This window comes from Bacillus sp. AFS098217 (assembly GCF_002551815.1).
Taxonomy (GTDB): domain Bacteria; phylum Bacillota; class Bacilli; order Bacillales; family Bacillaceae_G; genus Bacillus_A.
The window spans coordinates 51,728-70,297 of record NZ_NVPR01000167.1 but is presented as its reverse complement, the minus strand read 5'-3'; the positions used below and the strand labels follow the sequence as shown (position 1 = coordinate 70,297).

Genomic DNA, 18,570 nt, shown 5'->3' with positions numbered 1-18,570 from the left:
GGCCAGTCCCTCCACCTCTCGTGATAAGAAAATTATTTTTATTTTCATAAAATTATATTAAATTATTTTTATTCTAGTTTTATTCCAACTAAATGTCAAGGAATTCATATCCGTTTTTAACGAATATCTAAAAATCCTTTTAAAACACCAATTGTTTCAGGCGCCTGTAATCTCGCACATATATAAGGGAATTCTGGACTTCCTTCAAACATCATTTGAGATGTTAACGGAGCGCCTACCCAAAAGATTTCATCATCAATTAATAAAAATGGTAACGATTTATTTTGCCTTTGTGCCCTTACATTTTTTAATGGAATTGGTCCATCGCTATATATCGTTACCTGCGCCGCTGTACGCATTAACGCCTGCCATACTCTTTTATCTACCTGCCTTGTAATTGGAAGCGAAATAATAATTTTTTGTTTTGCTGATAGGATATCTTTTAACAATCCTTTCGGTTCTTCCAAATTCATTTGCATAAACCATCTCAGACGTTTTGTAATCTTTCGCTCTAACAATGGACGTGATGTTGTACGATCATATACATTTCCGTGTCTTTCTATGTGAGAAGTTAAGTGAGATAACGCTTGTTTTCTAGAAAGATTTTTCCGCATATACTGGCAGTCTGATAACTGAATGAACTTCCCTCTTGCCCTTGTTACCGCAACGTTTACAAGACGGTGATTCTTATGATCGAAGAATAATACACCCGGACGTTCCTGCGGATAACTATCCACTGTATCAAATATCATCATGTCTCGTTCAGACCCTTGAAATTTATGAACCGTTGCTGCTAGAACAGGTGTATTTCGATACTTTGTTTTTTGTAACAGTTCTCTTATACAAGTTGATAAGAAACGGGACTGTGCACGATATGGCGTTACAACTCCAATCGATTGAACCCCATCTAATAATCCAATTAAAATCATTTGCACCGCAATTAGCCCTGACATGATATTAAAACGAGAGCCAGAGGCAGCATCTTTTACAGAATATGCTCCCATCAAACTTGTATCAAACAAGGCAGTCGCTTCGTTCGCAAACGGCTGCAATTTCGCTAATTCTTGGCGCACTGAAACAGAAGGATGGTCGAACACTCTATTTTTATAGATAAATGAGTTTGTAAATTTAGATATATCCGCATGCATACGCCTTTGTTCTTGCAGCATAAATAAATTCGGATGTGTCTCACACTTGTTTACAGATTGGACAATCCCCGCATGATAAAATATATCTTCCCCTAACCACTTTCTAACGAGCTCGTGGTTTGCCATCGCAATTGGTGGCAACTGTAAAAAATCACCGCAAATAACAATTCTTTTTCCAAGAGAAGCCGCTAACGCAATTTGGGGTACATACGCCATACTTACTTCATCCACAACAATTAAATCAAATGTCCGTTCATAAATAAGAGAATCAATTGCGCATTTGGATAGTGTCGCACCTATTACTTTTGCATTTTCAATATATTCTCTTTCTACTTCTTTAATTTTTGCCCTTTGTTTCCTTAGATCGCCTTCAATTTCTTGCATACGCTTTTTATCAGAAGCAGTTGCTTTATAGGACAAGATTTTTTGACGTAAATCTTGGCGCATTTCTTCTAAATAAAGTTTTTCTTCTCCCCATGAACCATTCGTTGTTTCTACTAATCTAGAAGCTAACAATGTTTCATGATTACGTATATGTTCATGTTGACTAAATCCATAACGGACAATTTCTCCTGGTGTCCACTTTTCTTTCTTTTCGATTTGCTTTGTTACTTCACTCATTAATACGTCAACTGCTGCATTACTATGAGCAAGCACAAGTACTGATTTTCCTTTTTGATAATGCGCCGAAATAATGCGTGATAAGTTGTACGATTTTCCTGTTCCTGGTGGTCCCCAAACATATGTCGCCCCATTATAAAATGAACGATATGCAAGTTCATTCTTCGGATTCTTCATCTTTTCCATATGCTTTGGCGTACTCTTTCCATCCAAGAGACGTTTTACTCGCTGACGCTTTTGTTTATCTTTTCGCACTTCTTTTAAACGCTCTTGCAATTGTTCTAACAATTGCCATGGTTCACTATATAAAGTGGCTTCTCTTATTTCGCCTTGTATATAATCATTCAATTTCAATTCGATTTCTAATCCATGTACAGATAGCACTTCTCCTGTTGCTTCCTCACCATCAAATTCAATTCGGATTGGTGTACCATCCGGTAAACTCACTTCAGAAATAAGCTGAAATACATACACTGTACTTTCATAATCTGTATATAAAAAACGTCCATTTATAATAGATAGTTTACTGCCGCCTATCGTTTTCCAATGTTTAATCTCATATGCTAACGCTTGATGCCACTCTTTCATTGTTTCCGTTAATGAAGGAGTTTGCGAAGTTGTGTTCATACTGTTTTCTCCTTCCTTCTCTCCAAACATACTTTCTCACTATATCATAGAACGCTATAAAATAAGCAAGATTTTTATCTTACTTATTTTCTTAATTTTCAATATTATGATACATATGAAATTTACGGAAAGAAGGAATTCATCATGCCAGTAAAAAGAATCGAACACGTTGGAATCATGGTTGCAAACTTAGAAACATCGATCTCATTTTACGAAAAAGTTGTGTTAATCCAGGCTGTAAATTCATTTCCCCTTTATTACGTACATATACCGTTTGATTCCCTTCAAGTTTTGGAAGTATTGCTGGATTATATGTATGCCATTCGTTTCTTCCTTCTATAGAATATTCCATATACTCCGTTGCACCGACAATAATATTTAATCAATCAACTTTGTATTATAGGATAAACTTCACCTTATAACTTTTGAATGTGAGTATCTTTAAAACCTGTTTTATATTTAAGACCATATCCAAACATTCGATCCATTCCGATATGCGCTGTCCAAATTAAGCCACTCATCAGCATAACATCTAAATTTAGAAACATCCCTATTAAAATGAGTAATATGGAAACTACATACGTGTGAAACAAATTATATACCATGGCCCCGGCCTGATCATTCAGAAAATATGCAAGCATTGAAACATCCGGTGCTAAAAGCAGTAAGAAAAATATAAACCAACTAAAATCACATAATGAATACATATATATGCTTGCGACTAAAACAATAAGCCCTTCCATATGTATGATTTTCTTCTCCACACTTCACCCTCCTCCTGTACAAATGACAGAATAATAATACTATTATAACATTTAGTCTCAAAATCAAACTAAACGAATTATCATGTACAAAAAAGCACAGGAATCCATCCTGTGCTTTTTTGCCATCATCTATACTAATTTTCCGTCTCTAAGCGTTAATACCCGGTCACATACATCAAGAATTTTCTCATCATGCGTAATCATAATCGCTGCTTTTTGACTTTCTTTCACTTCTCGTTTCATCATTTCAACAACTTCTCGCCCACGTTTTGAATCAAGGCTTGCCGTTGGTTCATCTGCTAATATTAACTCTGGATTATTCATAAAAGCACGAGCAATCGCAACCCTTTGTCTTTCTCCACCAGATAACTGATGTGGATAGTGTTTTTTTCTCTGAGATAGTCCAAATACTGTTAGCAAGTGATTCGCACGCGTTTCAGATTCTTTTCGGGCTTCTTTCTTTAATTTTGCAATGTATTGTAATTGTTCTTTTACACTTAAATAGGGAACAAGATTAGCAAATTGAAAAATGAACCCGATTTTTCTTAAACGAATATCTGTCATTTGCTTTTCTGATAAATGGGTAATATTTTGCTCACCAATATAAATATTACCTTTTGATGGTGATAATAATGCTCCAGCAATCGATAATAATGTACTTTTCCCTGAACCAGAAGGCCCCACAATACCGATAAATTCTCCAGTCTTCACATCAAGTGAAATGGGATGAAGGGCGGTTACCTCTGTGTTCCCTTCTCCATATACTTTACTAACTCCATCTAGTTTCAATAGTGATGTCATTACATGCCACCTCCAATTGCTTCTAGTGCATCCACCTTTAATACTTGATATAAGGAAATCAGTGTTCCTAGTATGCTAATTACAATAAAGATTCCTGCATATTGGCCAATCATTGTTGTTGTTATTAAGAACGGCATACTTTCTGGCAAAATTCTTTGCAAACCTTCTACAAATACAATGCTTATCACCATCGCGACAACAGATAAGAATAATGCTTGCGCAACTAACGTATTTGCTAAATACGAATTTTTCGTTCCAATTGCTTTTAGTACACCTAATTGCTGTGTTTTTTGTAATGTAATGACATAGAAGAACACACCGATTAATAAAGCTGCAATCACCAGCAAGAACGCAATAATCATTGTTAATGTTCCTTGTTCTTCTTTATATCCTGGAATACTTTGAAGAACTTCTTTTTTCTCTAGCACATGTGCATTTTTTACTTCTTTATCAGTACGAAGTGCAATTGCACTATAATCTTTTTGATTTGGCTGCGCAATTTTTCCCCATACATCTTGGTTTACATAGACAACCGGTGTATGACTAAACATTTGGTCTTTCGTAAATCCAACTATTTTAAATTCTTTTTTAGAAACGGGATCAATGATTGTATCTCCAATGTCTACCCCTTTTTCTTTAATTGATTCATCAGCAACCATTTCATCTTGCGCTGTACCTAACGCTTTTCCTTGCACAATCTTTGGTTCTAAAAATGTATCACGTTCGCTCGCAAAAATTGCTATATCAACTTTTTTTGAACTATCCTTCTTCTCATAGGTGGAAACTTTCACATGAAATGGTACCGCATCTTTTGCATCTACTTGCCCCACTACATCATCCACATCTTCTTTCTTAATTTGTGAACGAAGTAATTTATCTTCCGCATCTTTTGCTAATCCAAATTTTGTTGCGTCCATATTTTGAATTGATGATGCATTATCATGCGATAAGCCATTTGCTAATCCTGAAATCACAAGGACTAAAAATGATAATAAAATCATGATGAGCCCGATTAACCCGTATCTTAACTTTGATTGTTTTAATTCACGTAGAGCTAAAAACATTTCATTCGCTCCTTCCTATTTCTTTCTATGTATGAAGCTTAAAAAAGAAATATGAACGGAATATGAATAAAAGATTACAAAGAAAGAGACTGCTTTTGTAGCAGCCTCTTCATTATTTAGGTAATTCAATTCGAAATGTCGTACCTTGCCCTTTCGTACTCTCTACTGAAATTTCCCCTTGATGTAATTCAACAATTTTCTTCACAATGGATAAGCCTAAGCCACTTCCTTCAACATTACGATCCCTTGCTGTATCCACCTTATAAAATCTATCAAAAATCCGATCCATCTCTTCTTGTCCCATGCCAATCCCGCTATCTGAGATTGAAATCTCTACACTCATTTCTAATTCCCTGGCAGCAAATGTAATCGTTCCGCCACTATCTGTAAACTTAATACTATTTGTAAATATATTTGTCCACACTTGATGAAGTAAATTTTCATCGCCTGTTATATTTATGTTAGGAACATCAAATTCAACTGCTATGTCTTTTTCACGCCATTTCCATTCCAACATAAAAATGACATCTTTAATTTGCTTTTGCAAATCAAACTCTTTTATTTGAATGACCTTCTCCTCTTTATCTAAGGAGGCAAGCGTAAGTAACTGTTTACATAAACTAGACATTCGCTTGCTTTCACCTTCAATAATTTGTAAATAACGTTTTCTTTCCTCTTCTGTCATCTTTTCTGACTGTAGAGTTTTAGAAAAACCTTGAATCGAGGAAAGTGGAGATTGAAATTCATGCGACACGTTGGAAACAAACTCTTGTCTCATTTGATCTAATTCTTTTATACTTTTTGTCATTTTTTTGAAACTCGTAGATAATATTCCAATCTCATCTTTTCGCCCTTCTTCTAATTCAATATCGTATTCACCATTCGCAATCTTTTGAGTTGCTTTTGTAAATATGCGAATCGGACGAACGATATAACGCGCTGCAATTGCAATAAAAATGATACTTAATATAACAATAAACACAAGCAATACTGCTAAGAAAATTCTCATTTCACCGAATTGCTGCTGTATATCAGGACGAATAAATAAGGCATATTGCTTATCACCATTTTTCAGCGGAACCCCAACACTATTAATTAATTCATTATCAAAAAAGCCAGTTATAAATAAGCGAGTTGGATAGGTAGAAACACCATTGTATGTTTTTCCTTGCAATACTTCTTCAATTGTAGCATCACTAATCTTTATCGTACGAAAGGCATTTCCAAAACGTTTTCCATGTTTTTGATCATCTACTACATAAATCTCATAACCTAAATTCGCAATAGAATGTAAATAAGCATCCCGATTTTCCTCATCCTGTTTTTCATATAAATTTTTGACTTCATCCGCATAACGTAAAATCTTTTCACTATTATACGGTTTTAATTTCACCTGATAATAGACATTTGTAAATAAAAAGCCAATTATACTACTAACCAGCATAATTCCTATTGAAATCAATACAAATCTAGAATACAGTGACTTCATCTTATTTCAACTCCAACTTATAGCCAAGTCCGCGCACCGTTTTAATTTGAAAATCATCTGTTCGTTTTGAAAAACGATCTCGAAGACGTTTAATATGAACATCGACTGTACGTTCATCCCCTTCAAAATCCATTCCCCAAACAAGTTCAATCAACTCTTCCCTTGAGAACGTTCTTCCAGGATAACCTGCAAGTTGTGATAATAGTTCAAATTCCTTTAACGGCAGTAAAATTGTTTGATCATTACATTTTACCTCAAAGCTTTTTCTATCAATCGTTGTCCCGTGCAGCGTGATAACGTCCGCACTCAGCATTTGATAACGACGAAGCAAAGCTTTCATACGGAAGATTACTTCTGCTGGTTCGAATGGCTTCACAATATAATCATCTGTCCCTGAAATAAACCCTTTTTCTTTATCTACCAATTGATCTTTGGCAGTTAATAAAATAACTGGTATATCATGATATTTTCTAATTTCTTCGCATAAAGTATATCCGTCAACAAATGGCATCATGATATCAACAACGGCAAGGTGAATGTTTTCTTTTTCTAATATGGATTGTGCTACCTTTCCATCCTCAGCTTCAAAAACTTTAAATCCTTCCTTTTCTATGTGGTAATGTAGTAATTCCCTAATATGTTGATCATCATCTGCTAATAAAATATGTATCATATTCGTTAAATCCTTCCTTGGTTATCCTTCTATACCATTACATTAAGAAACAATTGTATTTTTTGCAAGAAAAAGAAGATTTTTATCATACTTTTCGCACTAAAACACTATATAATTAGACTGAATAATACGAATTTAAAAACTTAACGAAAGGAAATATATCCAATGAATCCTCTCAATTTACTACTACGCTTTTCTCTCGAATTGATAGCATTATTTGCAATCGGTTTCTTCTTTTGGACGCATTTTCATGGATTTGCAAAAATCATTCTGTCCTTTTCACTACCTATTGTAGTAATGGTAACCTGGGGGACTTTTGCTGTCCCTAACGATCCTAGCAGAAACGGAAAGGCACCAGTAGCTGTAAATGGCATTTCAAGATTAATCATTGAATGCGTAATATTTTTTGCAGGTTTTTTAGCATTATTTTTCAGCTGTTCCAAAATGTATAGTTACATTTTCCTCTTTTTCATCATTATACATTATACCGCTTCCATTCAACGTATTAGATGGCTAGTAGAGCAATCATTCAAATAAAAAGACAGCACGTAACATTATTTTTACAAAACTTAGATGTAAAACCATAAAAAAAGAGGAGCAAAATTGCTCCTCTTTTTTGCTTTCTACATAATTATAAAGAGTACGCATGTTCCTTTTTCGGTAACGCAACTATTTTTTGAATATATTCCGAAGCCTTTAAAATATCTTCCAATTGATTGTTTCTATTTACATAAATACCACCTGTATATGAGCTGTAGTTTTTTTTCTCTGTTATAACTTCCAAAATATTTAGATCTTCTTTTTGGCAAGAACTAAAATCACCTTCTATCCACCACCTGAACATTACAATCATACTTTTCAACTTCTTGCCCTGAAGCACCAATATGAGGATTTTTTAGATCGGACACTATTTTAGCAGTTGCGCAAAGAACGTCATCTAAGGATAATTTTTCATTTTTAAGTTGTCACTCAAAATCCTTTCCTAAATTATTCAAAGCTTGCTTAATTACAGGAATTTCAAAGTCTTTAGTGATAAATGATAAAATAGTCGTTTAATTCTGAGGCCATACATACACATAACACCGTCTGAAAAATACAAACGGTGTTAAAATAGTTGTTTATTATTCACTTACTTGCAATTATTCATCACAGAAATAATACCAATAATGTCGTTTAAAAACTATCTCTCGTTTCAAATAAAAAACTAAATAAATTTATAATAAATAACCGTTGCATCTAATTCACCATTCGGAGAAATTGCATACCCCGGTATTTTGCCAGATTCTTGATAGTCTAATGACTTGTACAATCTATTGGAAGGATCTCCTTCTCTAGTATCTAATACTAAAAGAGACCTGCTTTCTTGTTTTGCTCTTTCTTCTGCTTTTTGCATAAGAGAGCGTCCAATACCATTACGTCTAAAGTTTGGATGAGTCATTAACTTGCAAATTTCAGCTCTGTGGCTTCCATTTGGCTTTGTGATTAAATGCAATTGAACACTGCCCGCCACTTTATTGTTTCTTTTGGCAATAAACAATATCACCTCTGGTGCTAAGACAGTTTGCCAATACTTTGTCGCTTCTTCTTGTTCTAGTGGAGGTAAAAAGCCTATTGACGCTCCATCATCTACTACGGTTTTCAAAAGTTCAGAAAGCTCTTCAATATCTTCATCAAGTAGTTTAATCTCTTTTATTTCTAGATTTTGCATTACTTTTCCCCCTTTTGTTCACTCAATATATAATTGTATATTATCACTAATTGAAGGAGCATAAAATTAAACAACTTTATTCGTTTTTAAATGTAGTGTAGTGCTTCATACATTCAATAGTAGTGTTTAAATATAGAAAAATACCTGTTTTCAATTAAAAGACAGGTATTTTTGATATTTTAATAGACTTAAAGAAATGAATAAAATGTATAGTTTTTAATCAATTTTTATGATCAATAAAATAAGTATCATATGATTCCTTAAAAGTGTATCCCAGCTTTTTCGCTAGTTCAACAGATTCAGAATTAGCTCCATCCCAACTAGGGTATTTTCCTTTATCTAGACAATCTAATATCAATGCAGAGGCTACAATGGTTGCTAAACCTTTTCTTCTATGGTTAGGGTGACTAGCAACTTCAATCTCGATTCCATCATCATATATGCTAAATGATGTTGCTGCAGAAACAACTTGCCCTTTATTTAAAATAGCATAACCTACTCCTCTATCAATAAAATCATCAATAGAATCAAACTGACTTATAAAGTCCTCTGAAAGTTCATGGAATGACGAGGCTTTTGCTATGTTTTTATCGATTCTTTTAATTTCGTATTCTTCAGGTAATGCAGACAGTAGTTCCTGTATGTGTACCCTATCTAAATCCTCAGGGTTCTTTTTAAATCTAAATCGCTGAAATTTCTCAATTGATCCTTTGTGAACAGTCTCTATCCGATTTTTCCATTCATCCGAATCAACAATTGCAAGAGTAAAATCAGGAAGATTATGAAGTAATTCTTCAGCTTCCTCTATGTCGGGATTTCCAGCATAAAATACAAAAATCCCGACAGTTATTTGAGCCACAGTTGGATTCTCAAGGTTGTCTACCCAAGCATTTCCCATATGTCCTTGGAGATATGAAAGGACAATAGTACTATCAATATTTTCAAACATAGATACTAACTTTTTCCTTACATTGTTATCTGCTTCATAAATCATTCAATTCCTTCTTTCTAAAAATTTATAATTTTACATCAATACTATTTTATCATATTTTAGATATATAAACTTTATAAAACTAAACTGCTCATTATTAATAAGAGATAGAGGAAATTTAAACTTTCCATTACTTAACCAATACAAAATGATTAGTCACCCATTTTGTATTGTCGTTTAGTTGTTATTGTAGTAAATGAGTTCATTAAGAGGTCTTACAAACAAAAAAGTACACCACGATTTATAAGTGATGTACTTAAATTAATATAATGTGTAACATGAAAGACACTTTACTATTCTTGTAATAAGAAAGTCCATTCACTTGTCTTTACAAAGTATGCTGTCTTTTTATCTATTCTAAAGAATGTATAATCAGTCCGCTACGAAGCTTCGGTTCAAACCAAGTTGACTTCGGTGGCATAACTTCTCCCGCATCCGCAATCATTAATAAATCCTCCATTGATGTTGGATATAATGCGAACGCTACCTTATAGTCACCACGATTTACAAGACGCTCTAGTTCCTCTAAACCTCGAATTCCACCGACGAAATCAATCCGTGCATCTGCACGTGGATCGTGAATTTGTAGCACTTGGCTTAACAGATGATCTTGTAAAATAGATACATCTAACCGTTTTACAACATCATGAACATCAAATGTTTCTTTTTTCACAGTTAGTTTGTACCATAGATGATCCAAATACATACAAAATGATTTTGGTTCAGTTGGTTTATATGGAGATACACCTGCCTTTTCCACATAAAAGTATTGCGAGATTTGCTGTAAAAATTGTTCTTCAGATAGACCATTTAAATCTTTCACAACACGATTGTAATCCCAAATCGATAGTTCATCATGAGGGAATAAAACAGATAAAAAGAAATTAAATTCTTCTTCTCCTGTATAGTTCGGATATTGTTCCCTACGCATGAGTCCTACTTTTACAGCAGATGCTGAACGATGATGTCCGTCCGCGATATATAAGGAAGGAATCTCTTCAAATGATTCTACCAATGCAGAAACTACATCGCTTTCTGCAATCTTCCAGATTACATGCTCCACACCGTCATCCGCAGTAAATTGATAAATTGGCGCGTGATTCTCTTGCCAATTTACAATTAACTTTGTTATGGTTTCTTTCGTACGGTATGTTAAAAAAATGGGCCCAGTATTGGCATTACATACATCTACATGACGAATGCGATCTTGTTCTTTTTCATGACGAGTTCGCTCATGCTTTTTAATTGTATTATCGGTATACTCATCGATTGATGTACAAACAACAATTCCAGACTGAGTTCTCCCTTGCATCGTCAGTTGATAAATATAAAAACACGGCTCTTCATCTTGAATCAGTACTTCTTCGTTTATTAAGCGTTGTAAGTTTTCATTTGCCTTTTCATATACACGATTATCATATGGTGAAACAGCTGGATCTAAGTCAATTTCTGCTTTATCAACATGTAAAAACGAATATGGATTCCCTTTTGCAACTTCTCTTGCTTCTTCACTATTTAATACATCGTATGGTAACGCTGCAACTTGCGCAGCTTTGTCTGCTACTGGACGAATGGCTCGAAATGGTCGAATTGTTGCCAAGTTTCTCTCTCCTTTACACAATCATTCGAACGGCTACAACGCCTGTGATTTGTCTTATATTTTCAACAACATTTTCTTTTATTATATCATCAATCCCATTATCAATATCAATCATCGTATAGGCCCAAAAGTTTTTACTGCGGTTAATCATGTCCGCAATATTGATGTGATGCTCCGCTAGGCACCTTGAAATTTGTCCTACCATGTTAGGAACGTTTTGATGCATAATGGTAATGCGTTTTTTTCCGACATAAGGGAGTTCTACATTCGGATAGTTTACTGAATTACGGATGTTTCCTGTTTCTAAATAGTCTCGCAATTGGCGTGCTGCCATCACAGCGCAATTTTCTTCAGACTCATATGTAGAAGCCCCAAGATGTGGTGTTGCCGTTACATTCTTCATTTTTATTACATTTTCATTCGGAAAGTCTGTTACATAATGACTAATGATTTCTTCCTCTAATGCTTTTTCTAAAACCACTTCGTCCACAAGTTCTCCCCTTGAAAAGTTAAATAGGCGCACACCTTTTTTCATCGTTTGGATCGCATGCTCTCCAATAATCCCTCTTGTTTGATCTGTGAGTGGAATATGTAGCGTAATATAATCGCATGTTGCAAAGATTTCATCTAAGCTAAACGCACGTTGTACCTGTGTAGATAGACGCCATGCTGTTTCAACTGATACGTATGGGTCATAACCTACAACATCCATTCCAAGAGATAACGCATCATTTGCGACAAGTGCGCCAATTGCACCTAGCCCAATAATCCCTAAGCGCTTTCCAGCAATCTCTGATCCAACGAATTGCTTTTTCCCTGCTTCAACAAGTTGTGGGACTTCTTCACCTTCTAATCCCTTTGTCCAGCCAACTCCATTTATAATATTACGAGAAGACATAATCAGACTCGCAATGATCAATTCCTTTACCGCATTTGCATTTGCGCCTGGTGTATTAAATACAACAATTCCTTTTTCCGTACAGCGCTCTACAGGGATATTATTTACACCCGCTCCAGCTCTTGCAATTGCCTTTAAATCCTTTGAAAACTCTTCTTGATGTAAAGAATAGCTGCGCAATAAAATCCCGTCTGGATGCTCTACTCCTTCGCCTACTTTATATTGATCTGCTCCAAAAATTTGTAACCCTTTTTCAGCAATCTGATTTAACGTTTGAACGCGAAACATAGCTCCATCTCCCTATCTATTCTCTAGCTCAAAGTCCTTCATATAATCTACTAATTTTTGAACGCCTTCTATCGGCATAGCATTATAAATACTAGCGCGCATACCGCCGACTGAACGATGCCCTTTTAATGTGACAAGCCCAAGTGCCTTAGCCCTTTGTAAAAATTGTTCATTTAGCTCTTCTGATGGTGTTGTAAATGGAATATTCATAAGGGAACGATACTTAGGATCCACTGGTGAAGTAAATAATTCCGATTCATCCAAGAAACGATAAAGAAGTGATGCTTTCTTTCTATTTTGTTCTTCAATTGCAGGTACTCCGCCTTGCTCTTTCAGCCACTCTAACACAAGCTTCGTCACATAAATACTAAAAGATGGCGGTGTATTATATAAGGAATTGTTTTTACTATAAGTTTCATAGTTTAGCATAACCGGACAAGAAGCATTCGCTTTACCTATTAAATCCTTTTTGATAATCGCAATTGTTAATCCTGCTGGTCCTAAATTCTTTTGCGCTCCCGCATAGATTAAACCAAACTTCTCAACATCATATTCTTCCGATAAAATATTCGATGACATGTCAGCGACAAGTGGAATTGTTTCTAATTGCGGCAGTTCCACATATTTTGTTCCTTCAATTGTATTATTCGTTGTAATATGTATATAATCTAGCTCCGGATGAATCATTGAAGTATCTATACGGGGAATGGTTGTAAATTTTTCTTGCTCAGAAGAAGCAATGACTTTGATTTCTCCTACTTTCTCTGCCTCTTGCAATGCCTTCTTAGACCATGAGCCCGTAAGTACATATCCAGCCCTTTTATGTTCATTCATTACATTCAGTGGAACCATTGAAAACTGTAAGGATGCTCCTCCTTGTAAAAATAAAACATCATAGTTATCAGGAATGTGCATCAATTCACGAAGCAAACTACTTGCTTCTTCTATAATATTTTGAAAATGCGAAGATCGGTGACTCATTTCCATTATGGACATGCCTGTCCCATTATAATTCAAAAGCTCCTTTTGCACTTTTTCTAAAACTGGCAAAGGGAGTATAGATGGTCCCGCTGAAAAATTATAAACTCTCTCCATCACCCGTATGACCCCCTATTTCTATATTTATTAATTTTTAAACTTTCTGAATTATACACCATATAAAATATACGGTCAATTTGTTTCGCTTTATTACGGTGTAAGACGCAATGGAACCGTTTGCAAATACAGTTTTATTTATAAACATGCAAAAAGAGTGTTAAGCATTTTATCTCGCTTAACACCCTAATCATATATATAGGAATTAACTGTTCGCAAAGAACCGATCATAAATTTGATAAAGAGCAGAAAGACCAAAAAGCCAATAAACAGTATCAACGAGAGCTGGTGTAGAACCAAATAGCTTTTCGACCACATTATAATCAAACGCCACAAACAACCAATTCAAACCGCCAAGAATCACCAAAATTATTGTAAGGTAAGACAAAAATTTCATTATGATTGCCCCCTAGGTGATAAAATGGTGAAAGGCCTTTCACTAAAATATATGTAACGAATTCCAAAACTTGCTTATTTTTTAATTAAATTTATTTTTTTATATCAGTCCTTAATCACTGCCTCAGCTTCTTTACTGTAAAATTGATACGCATGTGTAAGTTATAATTCGTACTATCATGTTGTTTGTGAAGGATCTCTTAATTTTCTAAAAGCCATCCCGCCAGAAACTATATATAAAATGGCCGGTATATATAAAAATAAAACCGATCCAACTATCGTAATAACACCAATAGCAATCATCAATCCTCCGTATAGCTTATGATTCATTTTATTGACACTGCAGCTTAAAACAATAGCTACAATTTGGAGAATAAAAATGAGGAACGGTATTATAAGTGACCATGTTATCGCATTATGAATGGCCATAATAAAACCATATATAACAAATATTGCTCCCCCCATTACTGTTCCTATTATAGAACCGATTAGTCCCGTAATGAGTTCCGGTCTTCGTTTCTTCATGCTGTTAGTTCCCCCTATAAAAAGTGTACGATTCCAAAAAACATCATAACAAACAAGGCTCCTCTACATTGTCTTTTTTTGTCGAACGAAAACAAAAAAGGATAGTTCCCCTATCCTTTTTTATATTGATAATCCATTTTAATTTTTCAACATATAAGTGGCTGCTATACAAAAGAAAACATGACCTGCACTCGCTTTCTCCCTTTGTTTTCACCCTTGCATGTGGCAGAAAAAATCCCTGACCGCTTCTATGCATGGCCAGATGCTCTTGTCCATCTAAACAGAAATGAGGTTTTCAGTTTATATGTATACTGATGAATATAATCCTTCATTTTTCGCTCTTGTCTCTTCTTACCTTATGTGTTTCTAAATCTGCTAATCTAACTGGAATTGGTAATCTACTTTCCTTTCCAATTAAATCCGATACAATTTGAATACTCGTATCTAAAACTATATTGTTTCCGCAAGAGACAAAAATCGGTTTTACATTCTCTTTCGTTCTTAGAGCTCTTCCATATACCTCTTCATCGATAATAATATCGCTAAAAGCAAACGCCTTATTCTCTGGCATATTAAAATCAACATCTTTAATCTTAAGATAACTTTTCGCTACACCGATTGTAGGCTTATGTAAGAAAAAAGAAGCATGTGTCGCGATCCCCATATGTTTATAGTGTAAATAACCATTTCCATCGAACATAAATATATCTGGATCAGAAGTAAGCTTTTTGGTTGCCTCTATTACTAAAGGTAACTCACGAAACGCTAAAAAACCTGGTATATACGGCACCGTTACTTCACCATAACTATAGACTTTCTCCACTACTTCCTTCGTATGATAATGAATAACCACGATACAACAAGCCCCATAGTGCTTATCTTCTTTTTCCCAATAAGCTAAATCTACTCCAGCTATTAATCTCACATCTTCTAAGTGAAAGTTATTTTTCAATTCAATTTGACTCACTAAGCTATCTTGAACTTCAGAAAATTCCTCTTCTGTTTTTAAATGAAACGGATGTACTTCTCTAACTTCCATGTTCTCATCCTCTTTTTATTATCATTTATATGAAACTGTTCCTATGTATCTCATTGTATAAAGATTTTCATTTTTATTTGTTATTTCACCACTATATTCATAGTTATATATCATAATAATTGTATTGTATTTCATCTCTAGTATATTCGAAGCCAATCTTTTCATCTGTGGTATCACAACTTCTTCATAAGAACACCCTGCTAGTAAGGCTTCTAGATTATCACTTCGTTCTAAATAAAACTCTTTTTCAATAAAGTCCTCATCAATATCATACATACAAATATAAAATTCTTTTATAAATGGTGATGGTATGGAATCACCATCATCTGTATATTTTATGCTGAAATAATCTTCTAAAAAATCTTGAGACTCCATATTTCCTAGCCATAATGAGACCACACCTTCTTTTTCCATGCATACAAACTCCATTCATCTATAATTTTTCAGCACACAAAAATTATTCTTAAACCTTTTACATACTATACTTCAAAACCAATCACGATCCATTCATCTACTACATTCCAGAAATCAACATTATATTCTGGCTGATCGTTTGTAAACCATAATGTAGCTTTATCATATTTGCAATTGCTATAGTCAATGGCTACATAACCGCCCATTCCACTTTTAAAAAATCCAAAAGTTGTTTTCAAATCAATTTGTAAGGGCTCCTCTAACTCTTCAATAATTCCCCACTCATCATCATCAAAATAAGTAACACATTCCAAAGACACTAATCCCATAGCACCGCTCGCATAATAATAAAATCCATTATGAACTTTTTCATAAAATTCTCGAACTGAAATGGGAATTCTACCCCATGAAACTTCTAGCACTTTATTATGAAATCTATCCATAGGATTTCCTGCTTCATAATATGCTATCTCACCATCCGGCGTCTCCAGTGTATATAACATCGAATACATACCGTTATTTTCTATTAACTCCACATTGAAAAGGTGCGCTTCCAAATATGAGATTGTGTTTCTTAATTCTTTCCCTACGTATGTTCTCCAAATCTCTAAAACCATTTTTATTCTCTTATTTCTATCGTGTTCTTTAAAAATTCCATACCAAATACTAGGTATGGCTTTATTATGTATTTTATCTATTAATTGAAGCTTTACATTTCTTTTATATTTTCTTAGAAATGCAAGTTTTTGTTCCATATAACCATCCCCCTTTCATTTCTACATTTAAAGCATTGAAATGAGTTCTGCTAAACTCTTACTAATAACTTCAAAGCTCCCTCTTTCATAATCTTCTATCTTCACTTGTCCATTTTCATTATCTACAACTACCAAAAGCCCATTAGACTCTATACCTATAGGAATATTCTTTAACTCATTATGGTGCGCTTCTTTATAACCTTGTAAAGAGGTATAAAAGTCTCGAACTTCAATTCCTGGTATAACAGGGTTTAGCTCAATTCCATACTCTAAATAACTACCAGCTAAATCAAAAAACCAGTAAGAATTATAGTATTCTTTAATCGAATGATGTAATTGTACTGCTAATTTCTTTTCTGTATCAGAAAAATCATGAATTACATCTTTTTCTACAGGCTTCCAAAAGATATATCCCTCTGTATCTGGTTCCCCTTCATATATAAAGGACTCTGCTTCTTCTATCCACACAGATTTTGGTAATGAATGATTATAGTCTTTCCATTCCTTAAGTAATTTATGAAAATACTGCTTCATTTCTTCTTTCATTTTTACTTCTCCCAAACCATTATTTATTCTCTACTTATGCACTCTCATCAATAATTTTGAATCCACTATACTCAATCAACGCTCTAAACACATCGCTGCCTCCATATGGCCATGCATTGGGATAAAATTCAATTCTTCCAATATTGTTCGATACCTTTTCACAAAAGACTAGTTCATATTCCCCACAAGCAAATGTATCAATCATAGATTCAAAATCCCATGGGGTTTCAAGCTTAGGTTCCCTTAAACGTTCTTCAACAGGGGTTTGTTCCCATAAAATCCAGTGGTTATGTAATTCTTCTTCAGTCGGCCACCAAAACTGTTTTAATACATCTTCATCAAAATACTCTAACCACATAGAATCACTGGAATCTATCATCTCCTTTTCTTTCTCTTCCTTCAGTTTATAAAAACATTCTCTTAGTTTATGAAAGTAAGCTTCTTTGTGTATTAGAAACTCAAAATAGCAATTCGTCATGTACTCACCTCTCTATTTGAATTCTCATTCATATAGTAAGACCATGAAACTATATTTCCCTAAATTATAACATTCCATAATTTGATTATGGTATACTGTCGTTTTATAAGAAAAGCATTTTTATTAAGTTTTGTATAAAAATAAAAAACTTGTAAATGTTTAGTTTTTTAATCATTAAGAAATTGTAAATTTATAAAATTATTTGCACCCTTTAAAGGTTAGATGTAGCGATTCAAGAATGTCACACTAATATCCCTCGAACACCATTTGAACAAATTTGAATTTTCTGGTATCTAAGAGCGTAGAAAGGGGTTTGTTCCATTGCTACACAAACTCCTTTTACACGTATCTCGGCTAAACCTCTAGCGAGGGAAAATTTAATTTTCCACTTCCATAACATGTATTAGCGTGAGGTTTATGTCATTTGGTTGGCGGTACCCCATCGCTATCAAGCTAACATTTTGAAGTGCCTCCAAAACGAAAACTTCTTTTTTTCATAGGTATCCATGGGAATTCAGTTTATTTTTTTCGTTTTGGAGAACAATAGATTTCTGAGTTTGATGGCAATGTGGCAGGCTCTTTATATGTGTGCTTCATCTCTTTCAAGGATTAATTTTCCGCAATTTTTATTCATTTCATCTTAGGAAAAA

20 protein-coding genes and 2 pseudogenes are annotated in these 18,570 nt (G+C 34.2%); 2 read left to right on the top strand and 20 right to left on the bottom strand.

The window, feature by feature from the left end:
* Window positions 1-116: 116 nt before the first annotated feature.
* Entirely contained in the window at window positions 117-2,426 is a 2,310-nt protein-coding gene (locus COO03_RS25965) for an AAA domain-containing protein (RefSeq protein ID WP_141523126.1), read from the bottom strand.
* Between the two features lie 114 nt (window positions 2,427-2,540).
* Here COO03_RS25965 and COO03_RS27990 point away from each other — a divergent pair.
* Window positions 2,541-2,636: pseudogene (locus COO03_RS27990) on the top strand (VOC family protein); the annotation flags it as partial.
* Here the strand turns inward: COO03_RS27990 and COO03_RS25960 are convergent.
* The 6 genes and pseudogenes from COO03_RS25960 to COO03_RS25935 form a co-directional block, all read right to left on the bottom strand.
* Window positions 2,608-2,775 (bottom strand): annotated as a pseudogene (locus COO03_RS25960) (DUF4073 domain-containing protein); the annotation flags it as partial. The pseudogenes COO03_RS27990 and COO03_RS25960 overlap by 29 nt on opposite strands.
* Before the next feature lie 37 nt (window positions 2,776-2,812).
* Window positions 2,813-3,160 (bottom strand): DUF4260 domain-containing protein, encoded by a 348-nt coding sequence (locus COO03_RS25955; protein WP_097899822.1) that lies wholly within the window; start codon window positions 3,158-3,160, stop codon window positions 2,813-2,815.
* A 129-nt stretch (window positions 3,161-3,289) separates the two neighbouring features.
* Window positions 3,290-3,961 carry an ABC transporter ATP-binding protein gene (locus tag COO03_RS25950; protein ID WP_097899821.1) on the bottom strand — a complete coding sequence of 224 codons (672 nt, stop codon included), beginning with the start codon at window positions 3,959-3,961 and terminating at the stop codon, window positions 3,290-3,292.
* Window positions 3,961-5,025 (bottom strand): ABC transporter permease, encoded by a 1,065-nt coding sequence (locus tag COO03_RS25945; RefSeq protein ID WP_097899820.1) that lies wholly within the window; start codon window positions 5,023-5,025, stop codon window positions 3,961-3,963. Before COO03_RS25945 ends, COO03_RS25950 begins: the two co-directional genes overlap by 1 nt.
* A gap of 112 nt (window positions 5,026-5,137) precedes the next feature.
* Window positions 5,138-6,514, bottom strand: a complete 1,377-nt coding sequence (locus COO03_RS25940; RefSeq protein WP_097899819.1) for a sensor histidine kinase — start codon at window positions 6,512-6,514, stop codon at window positions 5,138-5,140.
* Between the two features lies 1 nt (window position 6,515).
* Complete coding sequence (locus COO03_RS25935; protein ID WP_097899818.1) at window positions 6,516-7,187, bottom strand: response regulator transcription factor; 672 nt, start codon at window positions 7,185-7,187, stop codon at window positions 6,516-6,518.
* Between the two features lie 165 nt (window positions 7,188-7,352).
* Here COO03_RS25935 and COO03_RS25930 point away from each other — a divergent pair, with 165 nt between their 5' ends.
* Window positions 7,353-7,724, top strand: a complete 372-nt coding sequence (locus COO03_RS25930) for a YrdB family protein (protein ID WP_230322470.1) — start codon at window positions 7,353-7,355, stop codon at window positions 7,722-7,724.
* Between the two features lie 94 nt (window positions 7,725-7,818).
* Here the strand turns inward: COO03_RS25930 and COO03_RS25925 are convergent, their stop codons facing one another.
* The 13 genes from COO03_RS25925 to COO03_RS27985 all read right to left on the bottom strand — a co-directional run bounded on the left by COO03_RS25925 (window position 7,819) and on the right by COO03_RS27985 (window position 17,920).
* Entirely contained in the window at window positions 7,819-8,040 is a 222-nt protein-coding gene (locus tag COO03_RS25925; protein WP_097899816.1) for a hypothetical protein, read from the bottom strand.
* A gap of 351 nt (window positions 8,041-8,391) precedes the next feature.
* Window positions 8,392-8,895, bottom strand: coding sequence for a GNAT family N-acetyltransferase (locus COO03_RS25920; protein WP_097899815.1), 504 nt, complete (start codon window positions 8,893-8,895; stop codon window positions 8,392-8,394).
* A gap of 220 nt (window positions 8,896-9,115) precedes the next feature.
* Entirely contained in the window at window positions 9,116-9,889 is a 774-nt protein-coding gene (locus tag COO03_RS25915; RefSeq protein WP_097899814.1) for a GNAT family N-acetyltransferase, read from the bottom strand.
* A gap of 349 nt (window positions 9,890-10,238) precedes the next feature.
* A complete protein-coding gene (locus COO03_RS25910; protein WP_097899813.1) occupies window positions 10,239-11,486 on the bottom strand; it encodes a DUF1015 domain-containing protein in 1,248 nt (415 codons plus the stop codon).
* Window positions 11,487-11,499: 13 nt separating this feature from the next.
* Window positions 11,500-12,672, bottom strand: a complete 1,173-nt coding sequence (locus COO03_RS25905) for a 3-phosphoglycerate dehydrogenase family protein (protein ID WP_097899812.1) — start codon at window positions 12,670-12,672, stop codon at window positions 11,500-11,502.
* 12 nt (window positions 12,673-12,684) lie between these two features.
* Entirely contained in the window at window positions 12,685-13,767 is a 1,083-nt protein-coding gene (gene serC, locus COO03_RS25900; protein ID WP_097899811.1) for a 3-phosphoserine/phosphohydroxythreonine transaminase, read from the bottom strand.
* A 205-nt stretch (window positions 13,768-13,972) separates the two neighbouring features.
* On the bottom strand, window positions 13,973-14,164 hold the full coding sequence (locus COO03_RS25895) for a DUF378 domain-containing protein (protein WP_097899810.1): 192 nt from the start codon (window positions 14,162-14,164) through the stop codon (window positions 13,973-13,975).
* Window positions 14,165-14,340: 176 nt separating this feature from the next.
* On the bottom strand, window positions 14,341-14,688 hold the full coding sequence (locus tag COO03_RS25890) for a hypothetical protein (protein ID WP_097899809.1): 348 nt from the start codon (window positions 14,686-14,688) through the stop codon (window positions 14,341-14,343).
* Window positions 14,689-15,016: 328 nt separating this feature from the next.
* Window positions 15,017-15,727, bottom strand: a complete 711-nt coding sequence (locus COO03_RS25880) for an endonuclease V (protein ID WP_097899807.1) — start codon at window positions 15,725-15,727, stop codon at window positions 15,017-15,019.
* Between the two features lie 21 nt (window positions 15,728-15,748).
* The gene (locus COO03_RS25875) at window positions 15,749-16,141 is read right to left on the bottom strand and encodes an immunity 22 family protein (RefSeq protein ID WP_097899806.1); all 393 of its coding nucleotides are present in this window, start codon (window positions 16,139-16,141) and stop codon (window positions 15,749-15,751) included.
* Between the two features lie 65 nt (window positions 16,142-16,206).
* Window positions 16,207-16,896, bottom strand: coding sequence for an SMI1/KNR4 family protein (locus tag COO03_RS25870; protein ID WP_097899805.1), 690 nt, complete (start codon window positions 16,894-16,896; stop codon window positions 16,207-16,209).
* A 27-nt stretch (window positions 16,897-16,923) separates the two neighbouring features.
* The gene (locus COO03_RS25865) at window positions 16,924-17,442 is read right to left on the bottom strand and encodes a SecY-interacting protein Syd (RefSeq protein WP_097899804.1); all 519 of its coding nucleotides are present in this window, start codon (window positions 17,440-17,442) and stop codon (window positions 16,924-16,926) included.
* A gap of 34 nt (window positions 17,443-17,476) precedes the next feature.
* Entirely contained in the window at window positions 17,477-17,920 is a 444-nt protein-coding gene (locus COO03_RS27985; protein WP_097899803.1) for a hypothetical protein, read from the bottom strand.
* Between the last annotated feature and the right edge of the window lie 650 nt (window positions 17,921-18,570).